The following is a 21,874-nucleotide window of genomic DNA, read 5'->3' on the forward strand; positions in this document are numbered from 1 at the left end:
CCGTCGGGCCGGCCCCGCGTCGGCCTCTCGTGGAAGGACGCACAGTGGCACTCGCAGACCGTTCCTTCGCACGTCGAAGACTCCTCACCACGGCCGCCGCCCTGGGAGGAGCGGCACTCCTGGGCGGCACGGCACACGCGGCCGAAACGCCGGAGCAGGGACCGCAGCAGGGAGCGCAGAAGGGGCCGGAGCAGGGACCCGGGAAGGGGTCGCGGAAACCCTGGCCGGACCGGTTCCCGCTGCCCAACGGCTTCCAGCCGGAGGGCATAGCCATCGGCTCCGCCCCGTTCGCGTACTTCGGGTCGCTGGCCAACGGCGACATCTACCGCGCGAGCCTCGCCACCGGGCGCGGCTCCGTCATCAGCAAGGGCCCCGGCGCCGGACACCCCAGCGTGGGACTGAAGATCGACCGGCACGGCCGGCTGTTCGTCAGCGGCGGGTCCGGCGGCGATCTGCGTACCGTCGACGTCCGTACGGGAAGGATCGAGAAGACGTACGCCGTCGGGGGCACGTTCGTGAACGACGTGATCCTCACGCCGGGCGCCGCCTGGTTCACCGACTCCTTCGCGCCCCGGCTCTATCGGCTCGCGCTCGACCGGCACGGGCGGCCGGGGGCAGTCAGGACCGTGCCGCTCGGCGGCGACTGGCAGCAGGGCACGGACTTCACCGCCAACGGGATCGAGCGCACACCGGACGGCAGCGCGCTCCTGGTGGTGAACGCCTTCGCCGACGGCGGCACGCTGATGCGGGTCGACCCGCGCACCGGAGCCGCCACCGCGGTCGACCTCGGTGCGGCCAGGATCCCCAACGGCGACGGGCTGTTGCTCCTGGGCCGGACTCTCTACATCGTCCAGCAGCAGCAGAACGCGATCGACGTGTTCCGGCTGAACTCCGCCGGTACCAAGGGCACGGTGATCACCCGGATCACCGACCCGCGCTTCCGGATCCCGACGACGGCCGCGGCGTGGGGCGACCGTCTCTACCTGCCGAACGCACGCTTCGACGTCGAGCCGGCGCCCGACACGGAGTACGACGCGGTGGCCGTGCGCCAGGTCTGACGCGCGAGGGGCGGCGCGCCCGACGCGCGCCGCCCCTTCGCCCGGTCAGTCCTCCGAGGAATCCGAGGAACTCGAGTCCGATGGGCCTGATCCTGATCCTGGCCCTGATCCTGAGGAGCCGGAGGATTCGGCGTCCGAGGATTCGGAGTCCGCACCGTCCGAGGGACGGGACGTCCCCGTCGTACCGGACGAGTCCGTTGCCTCCGACGTCCCCGACGCGTCGCCGTCCGAAGAGTCCGAAAAGTCGGAGGACTCGGAGGTGTCGTCCTCGGCCGCCCCGTCCGTGGTCTCCGGCCGCTGCTGCGGCTTCGGTGGCCGGACGCGGCCGCCCGGGCCGTCCCTGAGGTACGTGGCGGGATCGCCGCTCTCCGTGGCATGGCCGCCGGGCGGCGAACCCGGACCGCCCCCGTCCCGTCTGCGCAGATACCGCTCGAACTCGCGGGCGATCGCCTCGCCCGACGCCTCCGGCAGCTCGGCGGTGTCCCGGGCCTCCTCCAGCGTCTGTACGTACTCCGCGACCTCGCTGTCCTCGGCGGCCAGCTGGTCCACGCCCAGCTGCCAGGCCCGCGCGTCCTCGGGCAGTTCGCCCAGCGGGATCCGCATGTCGATGAGGTCCTCAAGACGGTTGAGGAGGGCCAGCGTCGCCTTCGGGTTCGGCGGCTGCGAGACGTAGTGCGGCACGGCCGCCCACAGCGAGACCGCCGGTACGCCCGCGTGCGTGCACGCCTCCTGGAGGATGCCGACGATGCCCGTGGGGCCCTCGTACTTGGTCTCCTCCAGGTCCATCGTGCGGGCCAGGTCCGGGTCGGACGTGACGCCGCTGACCGGGACCGGACGGGTGTGCGGGGTGTCGCCCAGCAGGGCGCCCAGGATGACGACCAGCTCGACGCCCAGCTCATGGGCGAAGCCCAGCAGTTCGTTGCAGAACGAGCGCCAGCGCATCGACGGCTCGATGCCCCTCACCAGCACCAGGTCCCGCGGCTTCTCGCCGCCGACCCGGACCACCGACAACCTTGTCGTCGGCCAGGTGATCTTGCGGACTCCGCCGTCCAGCCACACGGTCGGGCGGTTCACCTGGAAGTCGTAGTAGTCCTCGGCGTCGAGCGCCGCGAACACCTCGCCCTTCCACTCCCTGTCCAGATGCGCGACCGCGGTCGAGGCGGCGTCGCCGGCGTCGTTCCAGCCCTCGAACGCGGCCACCATGACCGGGTCGACCAGCTCGGGAACCCCCTCGAGCTCGATCACCCAGCGCCTCCTTCCGACGTTCCCTCGCGTACGCCCCAACCTTACGGCTTGCGTGGGGACCGCCCGCAGCCCCCTCGCATGGGGGAGTGACCGCATCACTGCCCCGTTCGTCACTTCCGGACACCCCGCAGTCGTCCGAGCTGTCCGCGGCCAACTTCCACCATGGGCCCGGACGTTGTTTCGAGGCGGTGCCATACGTCGGACGACCGCCAGAGGTCCGATGTCCCGGGCCGCCCGAGGGAACGAGGCCGCGCATGCGGGTGACCGCCACCGGCGCTGCGGACCATGTGATGCCGGCGGTCGCGCGATTCGTGATCGGGGACAAGCGGGACCGACCGGGAAATTCACCCACTCGTGTGGGGCGGGCGCCGATTCCGTGCCGGGCCCGGCGCCCGTACGGAACGCTTCGTCGGGTGATTCGTACGGAACTCTTCGCCGGGTGAGCCGAGTTGCCCCCAGGGCGCGTGTCCGGCGAGCCGGGGCGGTGTATCTGGCCCTGCTGGCCTTCGGAGCCGTGGGAGCGCTGCTGGTCGCCCCGCATCTGGACGACCCGGCGTCGGTGCCGGCCGCGCTGCTGCCGACCGGCGCCGCTGCCTACCTCGCCTGGAGCACCTACCGGGCCGACCGGACCGAGGCGGCCGGAACACAGGAGCCGGGCACCGTCGCCGACCGGCTCGCCACCGCCGTACGACGCCAGTGGGAGGCCGAGGCGCAGGTGCGGCGCCTGGAGGATCCGTACCCGCTGCCCGTCGCCTGGCGGGCCGCCGATCCCGACCTCGCGGAGGCGACGGAGCCCGGCCGGCTCGACGGCCGTGACGGGGAACTCGGCGACGTCTTCACCGAACGGGTCCCGACCCGCCGGCTGCTGGTGCTCGGTGCCCCCGGGGCGGGCAAGACACTGCTGCTCGTACGGCTTCTGCTCTCGCTGATCGAGCGGCGGCAGCCGGGCGAACCGGTGCCCGTCCTCTTCCCGCTCGCCTCCTGGGAGCCCGCCGCCCAGGACCTGCGGAGCTGGATGGAGCGGAAACTCGTGCAGGACCATCCGGAACTGGGAGCGGCCGCGCCCGAGGAGTACGGGCCCCTCACCCGCGCCGGAATGCTGCTGGACCAGCGGCTGGTGCTGCCGGTCCTCGACGGGTTCGACGAGCTGCCCGCCACCGTGGGCGCCACCGCCCTGCACGCCGTCAACGAAGCCCTCCCGTACGGGTGCGGAATGGTGCTGTCGAGCCGCCCCGACGAGTACCGTGCGGCGCTCCGGCCGAGGACCGGGGTGCCCGCGAGACTCGCCGGGATGGCCGGCATCCGGCTCGAACCCCTCGGCGGAGCGGATGTCGAGGCCTATCTGCTCCGTGACGCGGGCGGCTCGGACACCCCGGCCGCCGCGCGCTGGAGGCCGGTCGTCGAGGTGCTGGGTACGGACGCGCCGGTGGCGGTGGCGCTGACCCGCCCGCTGATGGTGTCGCTGGCCCGGTCCGTCTACAACCCGCGTCCGGCGGAGGGGCACGAGGAACTGCCGGACCCCGCCGAGCTGGCGGAGTGTCCCACACCGGCCGCGGTGGAGCACCATCTCTTCGAGGCGTTTGTCGGGGCGGCGTACCGGCCCCACCCGCGCCGTCCCTGCCGGTGGACGGCCGGACAGGCGCGCACCGCGCTGCGGTATCTGGCCCGCCACATGGAGCGCGGGCTCGACGGGGCGGCGGAGGTCGCCTGGTGGAAGCTCCATCACGCCGTGCCCAGCGCGTTTCCGCCGGTCCTGGTCGGGGTGCTGCTGGGCGGCCTCGCCTGGCTGGTCGAGGGCGCGGCCATGGAACTGACCCATCAATCCGCACCGAACCCCGTGTTCCCGTCCCACTGGGAGGAGCGCGGCGGGCTCGGCGCGGTGGCCGCGGGCCTCTGCGGAGGCCTGATGTGCGGCCTCGCGGCGACCGTCGTGATCACCCTGCTGTGCGCGGCGGCCGCGGCACCCGACATCTCCGCCGGGCTGGTGCTCAACCGCCTGGCCGACGGTGCCGCGCTCACACTCGTCGGAGTGATCATTTCCGGGTTCGCCTTCGGCAGCCGGCCGTACCTGCGCCGACCGTCCCACTGGGACCGGCGGGCACTCCTGACCGGAGTCGCGGCGGCGGTCCTCTACGTACTCGCGTTCGGCAACGCCTGCGGAACGGTCAGCGCACTCCTCTACGGAGTGGTCGCGGGCGCCGTCGGCGCGTACGGCGCCCGAGCGGATCCCGCCTCGCCCGTCACCCGGATCCGCTGGCACTGGAGCCCGCGGGGCATCCTCACCGGGCTGCTGGGCGGCATGCTGATCGCGAGCGGCGTCCTGCTGGAGGGCCTGCTCGCGGACGTGCTCTCGGGAGGATCGAGCCGTGAGTACCTCGAACCGGCCGAGCCCGTGGAGGCGTTCTGGGCCGCCGAACAGGTCGCCGTGGTGTACGCGGTGTCCTGCATCCTCGTGCAGGGCCTGCGGACGGTGCCCGTCGACCTCGGCACCTCCGTCGACGGCCGGACCCTCCTCGGCAACGACCGGCGCACGCTCGGCACCTGCGTGTTCACCGCGGCGGTGCTCGGCGCCGTGGTGATCGGCACGCAGGGCTGGTGCGCGAAGCTCTGGGGCTCACCCCGGGTGTGGGGAGCGGGCGCGACCGGCCCCGGCCTGTGGATCTACGTCGCCGGGCTGGTCCCCGCCCTGCTCACGGGCCTGGCCCTCGGCATCCGCCAGGCGGCCTGGAGCCACTACGCCGTGGCCCGCTGCCATCTGGCCCTGCGCGCGAAGCTGCCCTTCGACCTCATGGGCTTCCTCGCCGACGCGCACGAACACCATGGCGTACTGCGCAGGGTCGGCGCGGTCTACCAGTTCCGCCACATCGAGCTGCAGCACCATCTGGCGGGCCCGGAGGGGGAGTTCACGACGCCGGTCCAGACGCGGACGACACCGCCGGTCACAGCGTCGAGCGCAGCCACTGTTCCACGCTCGCGATGTGCACGGTCGCCCAGGAGCGGGCGGCCTCCGCGTCGCGGTCGCGGAGCGCGCTGAGGATGGCGCGGTGCTCGTGGAGGGTGCGGCTGACCGCGTCCTCCTGGGTCAGGCCGCGCCAGATACGGGCGCGGGTCGTGGGACCGGACAGGCCGTCGAGGAGGGAGCAGAGCACCGAGTTGCCGGAGGACTGGACGATGCCCCGGTGGAACTCCAGGTCGCAGGCGACGAGCTCCTCCACCGAGGGCGCGGCGCCCAGCGCGTTCAACTGGGCGCCGAGCGCGTCCAGTTGCTGCTCGCTGATCCGCAGCGCCGCCATCGCCGTCGCGGCCGGCTCCAGGATGCGGCGTACCGCGAGGAACTCCAGGACCGTGTCGTCGCGGTGGAAGTCCACGACGAAACTCAGCGCTTCGAGGAGCAGCTGCGGGTCCAGGCTCGTGACGTACGTGCCGTCGCCCTGCCGTACGTCCAGGATGCGGATCAGGGAGAGCGCCCGCACCGCCTCCCGCAGGGAGTTGCGGGACAGACCGAGATCGGCGGCGAGCTCGCTCTCCTTGGGAAGGCGGTCGCCGGGGCGCAGTGCGCCGGAGACGATCATTCCCTTGATTTTCTCGATCGCCTCATCGGTGACTGCCATGGCGGGCCTCCCTGTCGATCAGATATGTCGCTCAGACATCCGATGTCTCATTATGCGGCTTCCGTCGCCCCGGGGAGCCCGGCTGTGACGATCACGATCACACAAGGTCGGACGGTGACACGAGGGCCGCCAGGTCCGCAAGCGCGGCGGCCTCGTCGAGCGTCGTGAGCCCCCGGTCACGCATCAGGATCCGTCCGTCGACGACCGTGTCCCGTACGTCCGAGGCCCGCGCCGAGTACGCGAGGGTCGACCACGGATCGTGGCGGGGCGCCAGATGCGGACCGCCCAGGTCCAGGACGATCAGGTCGGCCCGCTTGCCCGTCTCCAGCGAACCCAGGTGGGCGTCGAGGCCCAGCGCGCGGGCACCCTCGATGGTGGCCATCCGCACGGCCTGCTCGGCGCCGACCGCCGTCGGGTCGCCGACCGCCTTGTGCACCAGGGCGGCCGTGCCCAGCGCCCGCAGGACGTCCAGCGTGTTGGAGCTGACCGCGCCGTCCGTGCCGAGACCGACGGTCACGCCCGCGTCCAGCAGCCGCGGCACCGGGGCGATGCCGCAGCCCAGCTTGAGGTTGGACACCGGGCAGTGGGCGACCGAGGTGCCGGTCCGGGCGAGCGCCGCGATCTCGGGGCCGGTCAGGTCCACGGCGTGGGCCAGCAGCAGATCCGGGCCGAGCAGCCCGAGCGAGTCGAGCAACTCCACCGGGCGCTTGCCGTAACGCTCCTCGACGGTCGCCACCTCGGCGGCGTTCTCCGCCGCGTGGATGTGCAGCAGCGCGCCGAACTCCCTTGCCAGCGCGGCGATTTCGGTCAGCTGGGCGGGGGAGAGGGTGTAGGCGGAGTGCGCGAAGAGCACGGGACGTGTGCCGGGGCGCCGGGCGCGGCCGGCCAGGTCCCGGCGCGCCCACTCCATCCGGTCCCCGTACGCCATGCCGTCGGGCGGGGTCGGTACGTCCATGAAGGTCGGCCCCGTGTGCAGTCGCCAGCCCGCCTCGTGCGCGACCCGCTCGGCCGCCTCGTGGAACCAGTACATGTCGAGCGCCGATGTCACCCCGCCTCGCACGCTCTCGGCGATCGCGACCCGGATCGCCGCCGCGACGTTCTCCGCCGACAGCAGCTCGCTCTCCCAGCGGATCACCCGCTCCAGGAAGCCCTGCAGTGTCACGTCGTCGGCGCGGCCGCGCAGCAGCGTCATCGCCAGATGGGTGTGCGCGTTGACCAGACCGGGGAGCACCAGACAGCCGGTCGCGTCGAGCTCGGCGGCGGCCGTGTAGCGGGCCCGCAGGTCCGCGGCCGGTCCGACCGCGAGGATCTCGCCGTCGCGGACGGCCACGGCTCCGGCGGGGACGACCGTGCCGGCCGCGTCGACGGTGAGGATGTCGCCGCCGTGCACCAACAGGTCGGCGGGGGCGGTCCGTTGGGTGGGAATGCTCACAGCGCTTCCCCTTCCGCAAGCAGTCGCAGGGCTTCGAGGGAGACCACGCTGCCGCGCTCGACGCCCGCGGCGACCACCTCGCGGTGCGGGTTGTAGCCACCCGTGGCCTTCTCGTCGACGAGCTCGTCGGCGTTCGCGCCGTCGATCACGAGGACACCGCCCGCGGTCAGCCCGCGCAGCGAGGCCGTGACGAGCAGTGCCGACAGTTCCATCTCGATGGCGGCGAGTCCCGCCCCGTCGTACGAGGGCAGCGGTATCAGCCCCGGCTGGAAGGCGGCCCGCGTCCACACGAAGCCCCGGTGGTGCGGGGCGCCCTGCTCGCGCGCCGCCCGCTGGAGCGCGAGCACCGCCTCGGGCGCGGCCACCGCCGGATACTCGGGCGGCAGCAGCTGCTGGGTCACCCCGTCGTCGCGCACGGCCGCCTCCGCTATCACCAGGTCGCCGTCCCGGATCCCGGGCCGCATCGCACCCGCCGTGCCGAACCGCAGGATCGTGCGCACCCCCGCGTCGGCCAGCTCCTGGAAGAGCAGGATCGCCCCGGGTCCGCCGACGCCGTGCGAGGCGACGACGACCGGCAGGCCCTTCCAACTCCCGCTGAACACACGGTATTCGCGGTGGTACGACACCTCCTCCGCACCTTCGAGCAGCGCGGCGACGGCCGCGGCACGCGCCGGGTCGCCCACCACGACGGCGTGCGGGGGCAGCCCGGTTCGGGGTATCCGGGTGATGGGCAGCAGGTCCTGCGTCATGAGACGACTCCAGTCGTACGGCCGGTGCGGCGGCGGCGCTGCGCCGTGCTGAGGAAGAGGGCGCCGAGCGTGACCACGTACGGCGCGGCGTCGGTCGCCTGCTGGGGCAGGCCGAGGCCCTGCAGCCGGAAGCCCGCGGCCTCGGCGACACCGAAGAGCAGGGCGGCGAGCAGGACACCGAAGGGCAGGGCACGCCCGAGCATGACCGCGACGACGGCGATCCAGCCCCGGCCCGCCGTCATGTTCTCGGAGAACAACGTGACGTTCCCCAGGGCCAGTTGGGCCCCGGCGAGCCCGCACAGCACACCGGACACGAGCACGGCCGCGTACTTGTACCGGGCCGGGCTCACCCCCAGCGTGGCCGCGGCCTCCGGCGCCTCGCCGACCCCGCGCAGCCGCAGCCCCCACACATGCCGGGACAGCATCAGCGCGGCCACGGCGACCGCCGCCCACGCCAGATATGCGAGCGGCGAGAAGCCACCGACCAACGGGAGCCCGGCGAGTGACGGATCGTCAAAAGTGCCCTGCACACCGAAGATCGTACGCAGCAGGAAGCTGGTCAGTCCCACCGCCAGGAGGTTCATCGCGACGCCGAGCACCACCGCGTCGCCGCGCAGCGTGACCGCGCCGACGGCCAGGATCAGCGAGTACGCGGCGGCGGCGAGCGCCGCCGCCAGGACGCCGAGCCACGGGCTGCCGGTGAACCAGCTGGTGGCCACGGCCGTGAAGCAGCCCATCAGCATCATGCCTTCCAGGCCGATGTTGAAGACGCCCGCACGCTCGCACACGGCACCGCCGAGCGCGGCGAGCAGGATCGGGGTCAGCGCGCGCAGCGCCGACATGAGGAGATCGGAGTCGAAGAACATCAGGCGAACTCCCCCTGGGCGATGGGCTCCTGGACCGTCTTCCGTCGCCTGCGCGGGAAGCTCAGCCGCGCCGCCAGGAACACGATGACGATGGCCTGCAACACCTGCGTCAGCTCGCGCGGCACCTCCGTGGTGCGCTCCATGGAGAGCCCGCCGACCTGCAGCACGGCGAAGAAGAACGACGCCAGCACGGTGCCCAGCGGTGCCGCCGCCGCGAGCAGCGCCGCGGTCAGCCCCGTCCAGGTGTAGCCGGGCGCGGTCAGCGAACCGTCGAGGAAGCGGTACGGGAAGCTCAGTACGCCGATCGCGCCGACCAGTCCGGCGAGCGCGCCGGAGGCGGCCATCAACCGGAGCGTGAGCCCCTTGCGTTCCACGCCCGCGTACGCGGCGAAGCGGGGATTGAGGCCGGTCATGCGGATCTCGTAGCCGATGGCCGTGCGCCGGTCGGCGAACCAGTACGCGGCCGCCGCGAGCACGACGAGAACCAGCCCGAACGTCACGGTCGACGTGCCGAAGGCGGGCAGCGCCACACCGTCCGGGAGCCGCCGCGTCTGGGGCAGGCTCGATCCGGGCTCCTTGAGCGGATACCGCACCAGATAGGAGGCGAACGAGGTCGCCGGATAGCTGAGCAGCAGGCTGCTCACCAGCAGTGGCACCCCGAACCGGTTCTCGCAGAGCGCGGCCAGCGCGGCGTACGCGGCACCCGCCGTGATCCCGGCGAGGAGCGCGAGCACGACAGTGAGCGGTGCGGGCAGCGGCGAGTACAGCCCCGTGACGGCGGCCGCGATGCCGCCGAGCACCATCTGCCCGTCCCCGCCGAGGTTGATGAGCCCGGCGCGCAGCGGAATCGCCAGCGCGAGCGCCATCCCCAGCACGCTGGTCCCGGTACCGAGCGTCGCGCCGATCCCGTCGGCCCCGAGCGAGCCGGTGACGACGGCCCCGTACGCGGCGAGCGGATCGGCCCCCGTGCCGACCAGGAACAGCGCGCCGATGACGAGCCCGGCGAGCACGGAGAAGGTGACGGGGGAGCGGAGGGCCCCCGTGATGCGGTCCGTCGATGGGCGGGCCATGTCAGTCTCCGTCCGGCGCGGGGGTGTTGGGCGCGGCGGCCGTCGGGGCCGGTGTCGCGACGGCGTCTGCTGCTGCGGCGGCTGCGGTTGGGGTCGCGAGTACGGGCTCGGCCTCGGGCTCGGGCTCGGCGGTGCCGCCCGCCATCGCCAGGCCCAGCGTCGCCTCGTCCGCGTCCGACTTGGCGTACGAAGCCGTCACCCGGCCCTCGTACATCACCAGGACCCGGTCGGCGAGGCCGCGGATCTCGCTGAGTTCGGCGGAGACGAGGAGGACGGCGTGGCCCGCGTCGCGATAGGCGACGAGCTCGTCGTGGATGGCCTGGATCGCGCCGATGTCCACGCCACGGGTGGGCTGTTCCACCAGCAACAGCGGTGCCCCGTGGGCGAGTTCGCGGCCGATCAGCAGCTTCTGGAGGTTGCCGCCGGACAGTGCGGAGGCCGGCACGTCGGGCGTGGACGCCTTGATGCCGAAGCGTTCGACGAGTGCGCGCGCGTGGGCACGTACCGCCGAGGGCGGCAGCAGTCCGCGCGGTGAGGAGAGCGTGGTGCGGTGGTGGCCCATCGCGAGGTTGTCCGCGACGGTCGCCGCGGGCGCGGTGCCCACCGCGTGGCGGTCCTCCGGCACGTACGCGAGGCCTTTCGCGCGCCGCTCGGTCGCCGAGGCGTGCGTGATGTCCTCGCCCCGAAGACCGACCCGCCCGGTGGTGACCGGCCGCAGCCCGGCGAGCGCCTCGACGAGTTCGCTCTGGCCGTTGCCCGCGACCCCCGCGATGCCGACGATCTCCCCGGCACGGACGGCCAGTTGGACATCTCGCACACCCGCCGTGCTCAGCTCCTCGACGTCCAGCACGATCTGGCCGGGGCTGCCCTGCGGGTGGACCCGGTCCAGGTCGACCGCGCGGCCGGTCATCGCGGTCGCGATCTCGGCGGCGGTCGTGTCGGCGGTGCGCAGCCGTGCGACCACCCTTCCGTCCCGCAGGACCGTGACGTTGTCGCTGCCTTCGAGCACCTCACGCAGTTTGTGCGTGACAAGGATCACCGTGCGGCCTTGCGCGGTCAGCGACCGGAGGACCGCGAACAGGGCGTCGGCCTCGGCGGGCGTGAGCACGGCCGTCGGCTCGTCGAGGATGAGCGTACGGGCGCCGCGGTGCAGCAGCTTCAGGATCTCCACCCGCTGCCGCAGTCCGACCGGCAGGTCGCCGACCCGGGCGTCCGGATCGACGGCGAGGCCGTGCTCCTCGGCGAGTTCACGCACCCGGCGCCGCGCGGCTGCCCGGTCCAGCAGGCCGAAGCGGCGCGGCTCGGCCCGGTAGACGACGTTCTCGGCGACCGTCAGCGAGTCGAACAGCTTGAAGCTCTGGTGGACCATGCCGAGCCCGGCGGCCATCGCGGCGCCCGGGCTCCCGAAGGACACCTCGCGCCCCTCGATCCGTATCGACCCCGCGTCCGGCCGCTCCATCCCGTACAGGACGGACATCAGCGTGGACTTGCCCGCGCCGTTCTCGCCCATCAGCGCGTGGATCTCACCGCGCCGGACCGTCAGATCGACCGAGTCGTTGGCGAGGGTGCCGGGGAAGCGCTTGGTGATGCCGCGCAACTCGACGACCGCCGGTGCGCCAACTGCGGGAGCGTCGGCCGCGGGCGAGTCACCGGAGGTGTCGATGCCCGCGGCCGGTCCGTCACTTGGTCGCCGGGTCATCGACCGTCAGCTCTCCGGACACGATCCGGTCGCGCAGTGCCTCGACCTTCTTCAGTACGTCCTCGTGCTCGGCGATCACGCACTTGGAGGACTCCACGCCGTCCTCCAGGCCCGTGAGGCTGATGCCGCCCTCCTTGAGGCCGTACGAGATCGTCTTGCCGCCCTTGCCGGCGAGGACCTGCTCGACGCCCTCCCGCACGGCGACGTCCGTCTTCTTGATCACGTTGTCGACGACCGTGCCGGGCGCGGCCGTGCACTGGTTGACGTCCACGCCGTACGTGTACGCGCCCTTCGCCTTGGCCGCCTCGAAGACGCCGTAGTTGCCGGCCGCGGCCGCCGCCATGATCTGGTCGGCGCCCTTGGCTAGCAGCGAGTTGGCCTGCTCCTTGGCGCGCGCCGAGTCGTCGAAGGGCGACTGGCCGCCGACGAACCGGGTGCTCGCGGACGTCTTCGCGGCGACCTCCTTGGCGCCGGCCGCGAACGGGTCGCTGTAGCGCCGGAACTGCGGGGTGTCGAGGACGTCGACCGCGCCGACCTTGCCGCTCTTGCTGAGCAGCCCGGCCTCGGCGCCCGCCAGATAGACGCCCTCGTGCTCACGGAAGACGGCGCAACTGACGTTCTTGAACGTCTTCGTCGTGCACGCGTCGATGACCAGGAACTGCTGCTCGGGGTGCGCCTCGGCCTGCTGCGCGACCACGTCGGCGAACTCGAAGCCGACCAGCACGATGACGTCCGGCGCGGCGTCGACCGCCGCCTGCACGTTCTGCTGCTGCGAGGCGGTGTCGGAGGACTGGTAGACCTTCTGCGTCCCGTCGTGCGCCTTGGCCGCGGCCTTCACTCCGTCGACAGCCAGCTTCAGGAACTCGTTCTGCCCGACCGGGTCGGGCGTCACCAGGGTGAAGGTCTTGCCGCCGCTCGCGGCGGCCGCGGAATCGTCGTTCTTCGCGGCGGCGTTGCAGCCGGTGGCCGCGGTGGCGAGGAGCACCGTGCCGGTCGCGACGGCGGCGAGATGGAGCGAACGGGGTCTACGAGGCATGGGAGTGCCCTTCCGGGAAGGTGCGTGCGGCGGCGCGCGCTCAAGCGGGAAACGCTTCAGAGGTGAAGGCTGCGAGCAGAGGGTGGAGCGAGGGGGAGAACACGGTGGACGCCCGGTGGGGGTCCGGCGTCGCGGGCTGTCAGCGCCGACAGCAGTCGCTGGCGCACCGGCCGTAGTCGAGGAAGCGGCGCATCGTCAGCAGCACACGTCCTCCTTCGCGTAGGCCTTCCGGCTGCGGGTGCTGGACTGTAACACCGGTTTCCGGACACCCGCTCGACTGTCTCGAACTGTGGTTCTCCGAGGTCATGTACGGTGTCGCGCATCTTCGGAACATCAGGAGTGTCCCGCTATGCCCCAGGAACTGCGCGCTGTCGACTGGACCGGAAACAGCCTCGCGCTCATCGACCAGACCGTGCTCCCGCACCGGACCGAGACCCGCTGGATCCGCGATGTGGACGACCTGGTGGACGCGATCCAGCGGCTCGTGGTGCGCGGGGCGCCCGCGATCGGTGCCGCGGGGGCGTACGGGGTTGCGCTCGCGATGCTCCAGGGGCAGCGCGAGGGGTGGTCGCGCGAGGAGATACTCGCGGCCGTCGCTCGGATCCGTGCGGCGCGGCCCACCGCGGTCAACCTCATGGTGAGCGTCGACCGGGTGCTGACGCGGTTCGACGACGGGCTCGACGCGGTGCTCGCCGAGGCGGCGGAGGTGCAGCGGGAGGATGTCGCGGCCAACCGGGCCATGGGCGCGTTCGGGGCGGACTGGCTGCTCAAGAGGGTCGGCGTGGACCGGCCGTTGCGGGTGCTGACCCACTGCAACACCGGGGCGTTGGCCACGGCGGGGTGGGGCACCGCGCTCGGGGTCATCCGCGAACTGCACGCTCGGGGGCGGCTCGAGGTCGTGTACGCCGATGAGACGCGGCCCCTGTTGCAGGGATCGCGCCTGACCGCCTGGGAGTTGGTGCAGGAGGGGATCCCGCACTTCGTCCAGGCGGACGGGGCTGCCGCGGGCACGATTCTGCGGGGTTCGGTGGACGCGGCGATCGTTGGCGCCGATCGGATCGCTGCCAACGGGGATACGGCCAACAAGGTGGGCACGGTGGGGGTCGCACTGGCGTGCGCCGACGTGGGGGTGCCGTTTCTGGTGGCTGCGCCTACTACGACGGTTGACCTTTCCACGGCCACGGGGGCTGACATTCACATCGAACTGCGGGGTGAGAGTGAGGTGTTGGAGTGGGCCGGGGTTCGGACTGCTCCCGCCGGGTCCCGCGGGCACAACCCTGCTTTTGATGTCACCCCGGGACGGTTGGTGACGGGGCTGGTGACCGAGCGGGGTGTGCTGGAGGTGTCTGCGGGGGAGTTGCCGGGGGATCGGTTGAAGTAGGCGCGGTAGGGACGGTTTGTCGACCGCGGGTGTGTGGGGGCCGGTCGCGCAGTTCCCCGCGCCCCTGAAAGACGAAAGCGCTGGGGCGCAGCCCCGCAGCTTTCAGGGGCGCGGGGAACTGCGCGCTCAGCCCTCACACACCCGCAGGCGACGAACGGGCGAACTCCCTCAGTGACCCGAAAGCTCCAGTTCAAGCAGCCACTCCACAACCTCCGTGTGGTGGCGCGCCTGCCGAGGCGTGTCGCCCCACACATAAAGACCGTGGCCCGCCACGACCACCGCGGGCATGCGTGGGTCGCGGGCCGTCTCCAGGCGGTCGCCGAGGACCTTCATGTCCTGGCTGTTGGCGATGACGGGGAGGGTGACCTCGACGTCGTGGGCCGACTGGCCGATGCCCTTGAGCATCTCCAGGTCCTTGAAGGGGATGCCGCCCGGCAGACGGCGGCCCATCGCCACGGACGCCACCGTGTGGACGTGCACCACGGCACCGGCGCCGGTCAACGCGGCCACCCGCGCGTGCAGTTCGGCCTCGGCGGACGGCTTGCCGCCGTTCACCGCGGCGCCCTGGCCGTCGACCAGCACGACGTCCGAGGGCGTCAGTTCGCCCTTGTCGTGGCCGCTGGCGGTGACCGCGAGCCGCAGGGGATCGCGGGAGACCACCACGGACAGGTTTCCGGAGGTGCCCCGCATCCAGCCGAAGGAGGCGAAGCGGGCGGACTCGGCGGCGAGGACGGCCCCCGCCTCCTCCAGGTCGAGTGTGCTGATGTCGGTGCTCACGTGGTGCTCCCGGAAGTGCTGATGGTGATCTCGTCGAACGTCCCCGCCTGCGCGTGGTCGCCTACGCCCTGCTCGTGGTACGGCTCCCCGGGCCGCCGGATTCCGACCGAGTGCCAGCCGGCCGCACGGGCCGCGTCCAGCTCGCCCGGCCGGTCGGAGAGGAAGAGGAGACGGCCGGCCTCCACACCGGTCGACCCGGCGATACGTCGGTAGGAGTCCGGTTCCTGCTTGGGCCCCGCGTTCTCGGTGTCGTACAGGGCCGAGACGAGCGGCAGCAGATCGCCGTCCGGGCTGCTCGTGAACCACGCGCGCTGCGCGGCCACGGACCCGGACGAGTACACGTACAGCCGTACGCCGTCGCCGTGCCAGCGGCGCAGCACCGGGACCACGTCGTCGTAGAAGTGGGAGACCAGATCGCCGCGGGCGAACCCCTCGGACCAGATGAGGCCCTGAAGGGTCTTCAGCGGGGTGGCCTTCACGTCCTCGTCGAGCCACTCGTGCAGTGCCTTCTCGACGCGTACGGCGTCGGCGTCGGGCTCGCCGAGCAGGTCCCGTACCTGGGAGACCGCCCGCACGACGTCGGGATCGGTGCTCCGCTCCGAGAGCACCGCTCCGAAACGAGAGCGCGAGTACGGGTACAGCACGTCCACGACGAACCCCGTGGCGCTCGTGGTGCCCTCAATGTCGAGCACCACGGCGTCCACTTCGAACCGCAGGCTCACGCCGCGGCCCGGTCCCGCTCGTACCCTGCCGCGATCGTGTCGTAGTCGGGGAAGCGCCCGGCGATGGTCGAACCGGTGAAGGAGCCGATCCAGCCGTCCTCCTCGTGGAAGAACCGGATCGCGGTGAAGCCCGGCGTCGTCCCCATGTCGAACCAGTGCGTCGTCCCGCGCGGCACGCCCAGCAGGTCGCCCTTCTCGCAGAACACGGCGTGCACCTCGCCGTTCACGTGCAGATAGAAGATCCCGGAGCCCGAGACGAAGAACCGCACCTCGTCATCGTCATCGTGCGTGTGCTCCTGGAGGAACTTCTCCCGCGCGGCCTTCGCCTTCACCGGGTACTCCGGGTCGTCGCTCGGGTGCAGCCCGAGGACGTCGACGGTGGTGAAGCCCTCCTCGGCGTTCAGCCGGTCGATCTCCGGCCCGTACGCGGCGAAGACGGTGTCGCTGTCCGCGTCCGCGGGGACGTCCTCGCGGACGGGCCACTGCTCGTAGCGCACCCCGAGCGGGGCGAGCGCGGCGGCGATCTCGGCGGGGTCGGAGGTACGACGCACGGTGGTCTCGGGACCGGACTCCGGCCACGTCGTCAACAGGGTCATGGGAGCAACTCCAGTGAGTGAAAGGGGAGTCCGGATACCGAGACGGGCATCGGGACCGGGTGTCGAGCCGGGGGAGAGAGGCGGCGCCCACGGGGCGCGGAAGGCGGGAGAAGCTGCGGTCAGCCGCGACACGCCGCGCCGGTACAGCGTCGTGTCGCTGTCGCGCATGGTGTCGTCATCGGAAGCCTCGCTGTCCCGGGTCGTTCGCCGATGGTAACTCCACGCCGGTGATCGGCCGAGTGTGACGAAGTCGTTGTCTCAACCCCTGAGAAACCGCTTCCCCTGCTTTGACGGTTGGCTGGAATCGTTCCCATGATCTGCGTATGAAGACGCTGCTGCTCGTGCGGCGGCTGTACGTGGACTTGCTCCGGTCGACCACAGCCCGCTGTCGCTGACCTGACCTGGAGTGCCCACCGCGCCCGTGCCCACCGCGAGTTCCCCGGGAACCGGTGAGGCGCATCCCCGCGCGACCATGGCCTGATTCATGCCCCGGCGCTCCGGGCTCCGCACGCCCTCCTCGCTACTCCCCTTCCTGCCCCTTCCTGCGCCTTTCTGCGCCACTCCTGGAGCCCCTCATGTCCCGTGCCCGTCTGCCCCTGGCCGCGCTCTCGCTGGCCTCCGCCTCCGCGCTCCTCCTCGCGGGCTGCTCGCAGTCCTCGGACGCCTCCGAGACCGCGGGTGACAAGGCCGCCCCCGCCGCTGCGGCCACCGGCACGAAGCCCGCACCCTTCAGCAAGGGCAAGGTGAAGGTCGCCCTGGTCCGGCAGAGCGGCGCCGGCGACTACTTCGAGCAGTGGGGCAACGGCGCGAAGGCACAGGCGAAGGCCCTCGGCATCGACCTGACCGTGTACGACGCCCAGGCGGACAACGCCAAGCAGGCCACCGACCTGTCCTCGGCCATCAACTCCGGCGCGCAGGCGATCATCGTCGACCACGGCTTCCCGGCCACGATCCAGCCGGAGATCGACAAGGCCGTGAAGAAGGGCGTCAAGGTCGTCGTCTACGACGTCGAGACGACGAACAAGTCGGTGATCAGCACCAAGCAGGACGACGCCAGAATGGCCCAGGCCGTCCTCGACGTGATGGGCGACGAACTCGGCAAGGACGCGAAGGTCGGTTACGTCAACGTCGCCGGGTACGCCGCCCTCGACAAGCGCGACAGCGTCTGGAAGAAGACGGCCGACGCCAACGGCTGGAAGCAGGAGTTCAAGGTCGGCAAGGTGACCGACTCCACGGCCACCGACAACGTGCCCCTGGTCAGCGCCGCGCTCACCCAGCACTCGGACGTGGCCGGCGTCTTCGCCCCGTACGACGAACTCGCCAAGGGCACCGTCCTCGCCGTCCAGAACAAGAAGCTCCAGGACAAGGTGAAGGTCTTCGGCGCGGACGTTTCCAACGCCGACATCCAGAACATGACCGCGAAGGACAGCCCGTGGGTGGCCACGGCGGGCACGGACCCGTCCGCGGTCGGTGCCGCAGTCGTCCGTACGACCGCTCTGGAGATCGCCGGTCAGCTGAACAAGTCCTCGGTGGAGTTCCCGGCCGTCGCCATCACCCAGGACTTCCTGAAGAGCAAGGGCATCGAGAACATGGACCAGCTGCGGAAGGCCCTGCCCGCGCTCAACCTCTCCAAGGTCAGCACCGCGGACTGGATCCCGAATGTCGCCCACTGAGCCGGCTCCCGCGGCGGGTCTGCCCGAACCTGCTCCCGCGGTGAGTCTGCGGGACGTCAGCATGGCCTTCGGCGGGAAGACGGTGCTCGCCTCCGTCGACCTGGACATCGCCGCGGGCAGTGTCGTCGCGCTGCTCGGTGCGAACGGCGCCGGCAAGTCCACGCTGATCAAGATCCTTTCCGGGGTGCACACCGGCCATGGCGGGGAGGTCCGGGTGAACGGCTCGCCCGCCGCGCTCCAGTCGCCCCTCGCCGCCCGCCAGTTGGGCATCCAGACGGTCCACCAGCGCATCGGCGAGGGCATCGTGCCCGGCCTCACGGTCGCCGAGAACCTCGTGTTCGAGGAACTGGCCCAGGCACGCGGCAACCCCTTCCTGAACGGGCGCCGCCTCCTCGCCGGGGCCCGCGAGATCCAGTCGGCGCTCGACCTCGGCTGGAGCGACACCGTGCTCAGACGCGATGTCACCGAACTCGGCATCTCCGACCGGCAGTTGCTGACCCTGGCGCGCGCCTTGGCGACCCGCCCCCGGCTGCTGGTGCTCGACGAACCGACCTCGGCACTCTCCGCCGCCGAGGCCAAGCGCCTGTTCGCGCTCGTCCAACGGATGCGGGACGACGGCATCGCCGTCCTGTACGTCTCCCACCGGCTCGGCGAGATCGACGCGCTCGCCGACCGGCTGGTCGTCCTGCGGGACGGTCTTCTCACCGAGGACCAGGCCAGGCCCTTCGACTGGGACAGCGCCCTGCGCGCGATGCTCGCCCAGGCCCAGGAGGCGACGGCCGCACGGCCCCAACGGGCCGGGGAGCAGGGCGAGATCGCGCTCTCCCTGCGGGGAGTGCCGCTGTTCGACGGCCATCCCCCGCAGGACCTCGACATCCGGGCGGGCGAAGTCACCGGCGTCGTCGGCCTGTTGGGCGCGGGCAAGACCGAACTCGCCCGCGGCCTCTTCGGCGCCGAGCCGTTCCCGGCCGGCGCCCTCGAACTGGACGGCAGGCCCTACGCGCCGCGCCGCCCCGCCGACGCCATCCGCAGCGGCGTACACCTGGTGCCCGAGGACCGGCACGCGGACGCCCTGGTCCCCGGCTGGTCGCTGGCCCAGAACATCTCGCTGCCGTTCCTCAAGTCCCTCGCACCCCTGTCCGCGGCCGGGCTGGTGAACCGCTCCAAAGAGGACGCGCTCGGCCGCGCCACCATCGAGCGGCTCGGTGTCGTCGCCCGCGACGAGCACAGCACCGTCGAGGAGCTGTCCGGCGGCAACCAGCAGAAGGTCGTCGTCGGCCGCTGGCTGGCGGAGAGCCCCCGCGTCCTCATCCTGGACGAGCCGTTCCGGGGCGTGGACATCGGCGCCCGCCGCGACATCGGCCGCCGGGCCCGCGCCCTGGCCGCCGAAGGAGCCGCGGTCCTCGTCCTGTCCGCCGACGTGGACGAGGTCCTGGAGGTCGCCGACCGGGTCCTCGTCCTCACCGCGGGCGAGATCCGCCTCGACGCGTACGGCGACGACGCGGAGCGCGACCGCGTGATCCAGTCCATCTCGGCGTCCGTCTGATGCGGGGCGCTCCGCGGCTCGGGCGGTTCTTCGGCCGCGGCGTCGTTGTGGCTGGCCGCGCCCCGCGGCGAAACCGCAGTTCGGCACCGCCCCGCGTCCCTTCCGGGGCGCCTGCCCGTCCCACGCCGGCCACACCGCACACCACACCAGGAAGCACGCCATGACCACCACCCAGAGCACCGAGGTGCCGACCAAGGCGGCGGTCCCACCCGCGACCTCCACCGGCCTGCGCGTCCAGAGCGCCGTCATCAAGTACGGCTTCATCTTCGTCACCGTCACGCTCTTCACGTACTTCGCGCTGAGCGAGCCGTCCTTCCGCGACTCGGCGACCCTCCTCGACACCCTCCGGTACGTCTCGGTCGCCGCGATCCTCGGCCTCGGCGTCACCCTCACCATGGCCGTCGGCGGAATGGACATGTCCGTCGGCGCGGTGGCCGGGCTCGGTGTGACGGTCGCCGCCAAGACGATGGTCACGTACAACCAGGTCGGTGTGGTCGCGATCCTCGCCGTCATCGCGGCGGGCGCGCTGGCCGGACTGCTCAACGCCCTGCTGATCGTCGTCCTGAAGATCCCCGACATGCTGGCCACGCTCGGCACCATGTTCGTCATCCAGGGCACCAAACTCATCCTGGTCGACGGCCAGTCCATCACCCCGGGCATGACGCAGTCCGACGGCACCACGGCGCCCGGCAGGTTCACCGAGGGCTTCCTGCGCATCGACCGCGGCACGGTCCTGGGCGTCCCCGTCTCGGTGCTGATCTTCGGCGCGCTCACGGTCGTCGCCTGGGTGTTCCTCGCCCGCACCCGCTGGGGCCGCGTCCTCTACGCGATCGGCGCCAACCCCGAGGCCTCCCGGCTGGCCGGCATCCGCGTCGGCGCGTACCGGGCCCTGGCGTACGTGCTGTCCGGCGTCCTCGCGTCGATCGGCGGGCTGATCCTGGCGTCCCGCATCGGCCAGGGCGACGTCTCGGCCGGTACGTCCCAGTTGCTGGAAGCGGTGGCGGTGGCCCTGGTCGGCACCTCCGTGCTCGGCCGCGGCCGCCCGAACGTGTGGGGCACCGCCCTGGGCGCCGTCCTGATCGGCATCATCACCACCGGTCTGACCATCAAGGGCCTGCCCTACTACACCCAGGACGTCGTCGAGGGCGCGGTCCTCATCCTCGCCCTGGTCTTCAGCTTCACCCTGTCCAAGCGCCGCACCGCATAAGGGAGTTCACCCATGGGCTACCGCATTCTGGAGACCGAGGACGTGCCCGCCTACCTGCGCGAGCGCGGCCACTGGGACGACACGGACGACATCCGCGTCCGCGAGGTCTCCGACGGCAACATGAACCGCGTGTTCCTCGCCTCGAACGGTGACGGCACCCGCGGCCTCGCCGTCAAGCAGGCCCTGCCCTGGGTCCGCGTCGCGGGCCCCTCCTGGCCGATGAGCCCCGAGCGCGCCGACGCCGAGGCCCGCGCCTACGAGCAGGTCGCCAGGGTCGCCCCGGACAAGATCCCGGCGGTCCACGGCTACGACGCCGACAACTACGCCCTCGTCATGGAGGACATGTCCGACCTCCAGGTGCTGCGCACGGTCCTCAACGAGGGCGGTTCCTACGGCCCGGACACCTCTCGCCGCATCGGTGAGTTCGTCGCCCAACTCACCTTCGCCACCAGCGACTTCGGCATGCCGTCGGCCGAACGCAAGGCCCTGATCGCGGCGTCCGTCAGCCCCGAGCTGTGCAGGATCACCGAGGACGTCGTCCTCTCCGAGCCGTACGTCGAGCACGAGCACAACCACTGGCACCCCGGACTCGACGACCTGGCCGCCGAGTTCCGCGCCGACACCCGGCTGCGCACCGAGGTCGCCGACCTCCGCCACACCTTCATGACCTCCGCCCAGGCACTGCTCCACGGCGACCTGCACACCGGCAGCGTCATGGTCGGCGAACGCGAGAACGCCCCCGTCGTACGGGTCTTCGACCCCGAGTTCTCCTTCGTCGGCCCGATCGGCTATGACCTCGGCCTCTACTGGGCGAACGTCCTCGTGGCCCAGGCACGGGCGCGGGCCCTCGGCACGGTCACCGACCACGCGGCCCAACTCCGGCTCACCTGGGAGGGGTTCGAGACGGAGTTCCGCCGCCTGTGGCCGACCCGCGTCGACACCTTCTTCGACGACGCGTATCTCGACCGCTTCCTGGGCCGCGTCCGGAGCGACTCGGCGGGCTTCGCCGGCACCGAGATCGTCCGCCGCGTCATCGGCTTCGCCCACCTCACCGACCTGACGACCCTGCCGGACCCGGTGCCTGCCTCACGCCGTGCGCTGCTGCTCGGGCGCGAACTCATCGTGCGCAGGGCCGAGTTGACCAGCACGGAGGACGTCGAGGCGCTGGCCTGCTGACCGGCGGGACCGGGACGGACACGCCGAAGG

General features: G+C 71.9%; 18 protein-coding genes. 7 read left to right on the forward strand and 11 right to left on the reverse strand.

From position 1 onward, the window contains the following. Positions 1–44 precede the first annotated feature (44 nt). Positions 45–1,058, forward strand: coding sequence for an SMP-30/gluconolactonase/LRE family protein (locus tag ACFWXQ_RS13950; RefSeq protein ID WP_383951397.1), 1,014 nt, complete (start codon positions 45–47; stop codon positions 1,056–1,058). 45 nt (positions 1,059–1,103) lie between these two features. Here the strand turns inward: ACFWXQ_RS13950 and ACFWXQ_RS13955 are convergent, their stop codons facing one another. Next, positions 1,104–2,303: a PAC2 family protein gene (locus ACFWXQ_RS13955; RefSeq protein ID WP_383951400.1), complete on the reverse strand. Its 1,200-nt coding sequence runs from the start codon at positions 2,301–2,303 to the stop codon at positions 1,104–1,106. A gap of 439 nt (positions 2,304–2,742) precedes the next feature. On the opposite strand from ACFWXQ_RS13955, the gene ACFWXQ_RS13960 reads away from it, so the two are divergent. Continuing rightward, positions 2,743–5,337: an NACHT domain-containing protein gene (locus ACFWXQ_RS13960; protein ID WP_383951403.1), complete on the forward strand. Its 2,595-nt coding sequence runs from the start codon at positions 2,743–2,745 to the stop codon at positions 5,335–5,337. On the opposite strand, the gene ACFWXQ_RS13965 is transcribed toward ACFWXQ_RS13960, so the two are convergent. The 7 genes from ACFWXQ_RS13965 to ACFWXQ_RS13995 all read right to left on the reverse strand — a co-directional run bounded on the left by ACFWXQ_RS13965 (position 5,243) and on the right by ACFWXQ_RS13995 (position 12,766). Then, positions 5,243–5,914, reverse strand: a complete 672-nt coding sequence (locus ACFWXQ_RS13965) for a FadR/GntR family transcriptional regulator (protein WP_055613331.1) — start codon at positions 5,912–5,914, stop codon at positions 5,243–5,245. The two genes, ACFWXQ_RS13960 and ACFWXQ_RS13965, sit on opposite strands and share 95 nt — an antisense overlap. Positions 5,915–6,011: 97 nt before the next feature. Beyond that, entirely contained in the window at positions 6,012–7,346 is a 1,335-nt protein-coding gene (locus ACFWXQ_RS13970; protein ID WP_383951406.1) for an amidohydrolase, read from the reverse strand. Next, positions 7,343–8,095 carry a nucleoside phosphorylase gene (locus tag ACFWXQ_RS13975; protein ID WP_383951409.1) on the reverse strand — a complete coding sequence of 251 codons (753 nt, stop codon included), beginning with the start codon at positions 8,093–8,095 and terminating at the stop codon, positions 7,343–7,345. The genes ACFWXQ_RS13970 and ACFWXQ_RS13975 overlap by 4 nt, the downstream gene beginning before the upstream one ends. After that, on the reverse strand, positions 8,092–8,961 hold the full coding sequence (locus ACFWXQ_RS13980; protein ID WP_383951412.1) for an ABC transporter permease: 870 nt from the start codon (positions 8,959–8,961) through the stop codon (positions 8,092–8,094). The genes ACFWXQ_RS13975 and ACFWXQ_RS13980 overlap by 4 nt, the downstream gene beginning before the upstream one ends. Then, entirely contained in the window at positions 8,961–10,031 is a 1,071-nt protein-coding gene (locus ACFWXQ_RS13985; RefSeq protein ID WP_383951415.1) for an ABC transporter permease, read from the reverse strand. Before ACFWXQ_RS13985 ends, ACFWXQ_RS13980 begins: the two co-directional genes overlap by 1 nt. 1 nt (position 10,032) lies before the next feature. Beyond that, complete coding sequence (locus tag ACFWXQ_RS13990; protein WP_383951418.1) at positions 10,033–11,730, reverse strand: ABC transporter ATP-binding protein; 1,698 nt, start codon at positions 11,728–11,730, stop codon at positions 10,033–10,035. Further along, positions 11,711–12,766, reverse strand: a complete 1,056-nt coding sequence (locus tag ACFWXQ_RS13995) for a BMP family ABC transporter substrate-binding protein (RefSeq protein WP_383951420.1) — start codon at positions 12,764–12,766, stop codon at positions 11,711–11,713. Before ACFWXQ_RS13995 ends, ACFWXQ_RS13990 begins: the two co-directional genes overlap by 20 nt. Before the next feature lie 349 nt (positions 12,767–13,115). Between ACFWXQ_RS13995 and mtnA the strand changes: the two genes are divergently transcribed. Beyond that, positions 13,116–14,147, forward strand: a complete 1,032-nt coding sequence (gene mtnA, locus ACFWXQ_RS14000; protein ID WP_383951423.1) for an S-methyl-5-thioribose-1-phosphate isomerase — start codon at positions 13,116–13,118, stop codon at positions 14,145–14,147. Positions 14,148–14,315: 168 nt separating this feature from the next. Here the strand turns inward: mtnA and mtnB are convergent, their stop codons facing one another. The 3 genes from mtnB to ACFWXQ_RS14015 are packed head-to-tail and all read right to left on the reverse strand — an operon-like array spanning position 14,316 to position 16,242. Then, on the reverse strand, positions 14,316–14,924 hold the full coding sequence (mtnB, locus tag ACFWXQ_RS14005; protein WP_383951427.1) for a methylthioribulose 1-phosphate dehydratase: 609 nt from the start codon (positions 14,922–14,924) through the stop codon (positions 14,316–14,318). Further along, entirely contained in the window at positions 14,921–15,646 is a 726-nt protein-coding gene (gene mtnC / locus ACFWXQ_RS14010; RefSeq protein WP_383951430.1) for an acireductone synthase, read from the reverse strand. The genes mtnB and mtnC overlap by 4 nt, the downstream gene beginning before the upstream one ends. After that, the gene (locus ACFWXQ_RS14015) at positions 15,643–16,242 is read right to left on the reverse strand and encodes an acireductone dioxygenase (protein WP_055613339.1); all 600 of its coding nucleotides are present in this window, start codon (positions 16,240–16,242) and stop codon (positions 15,643–15,645) included. Before ACFWXQ_RS14015 ends, mtnC begins: the two co-directional genes overlap by 4 nt. A gap of 575 nt (positions 16,243–16,817) precedes the next feature. Between ACFWXQ_RS14015 and ACFWXQ_RS14020 the strand changes: the two genes are divergently transcribed. The 4 genes from ACFWXQ_RS14020 to mtnK all read left to right on the forward strand — a co-directional run bounded on the left by ACFWXQ_RS14020 (position 16,818) and on the right by mtnK (position 21,844). After that, positions 16,818–17,915 carry a substrate-binding domain-containing protein gene (locus ACFWXQ_RS14020; RefSeq protein WP_383957303.1) on the forward strand — a complete coding sequence of 366 codons (1,098 nt, stop codon included), beginning with the start codon at positions 16,818–16,820 and terminating at the stop codon, positions 17,913–17,915. After that, positions 17,902–19,461: a sugar ABC transporter ATP-binding protein gene (locus tag ACFWXQ_RS14025; RefSeq protein WP_386268227.1), complete on the forward strand. Its 1,560-nt coding sequence runs from the start codon at positions 17,902–17,904 to the stop codon at positions 19,459–19,461. Before ACFWXQ_RS14020 ends, ACFWXQ_RS14025 begins: the two co-directional genes overlap by 14 nt. Before the next feature lie 160 nt (positions 19,462–19,621). After that, entirely contained in the window at positions 19,622–20,668 is a 1,047-nt protein-coding gene (locus ACFWXQ_RS14030) for an ABC transporter permease (protein ID WP_383950186.1), read from the forward strand. A 12-nt stretch (positions 20,669–20,680) separates the two neighbouring features. Then, positions 20,681–21,844: an S-methyl-5-thioribose kinase gene (mtnK, locus tag ACFWXQ_RS14035; RefSeq protein ID WP_383950183.1), complete on the forward strand. Its 1,164-nt coding sequence runs from the start codon at positions 20,681–20,683 to the stop codon at positions 21,842–21,844. Positions 21,845–21,874 lie beyond the last annotated feature (30 nt).

This window comes from Streptomyces sp. NPDC058697, from assembly GCF_042715345.1.
In the GTDB taxonomy this organism is placed as follows: Bacteria; Actinomycetota; Actinomycetes; order Streptomycetales; family Streptomycetaceae; genus Streptomyces; species Streptomyces liliifuscus.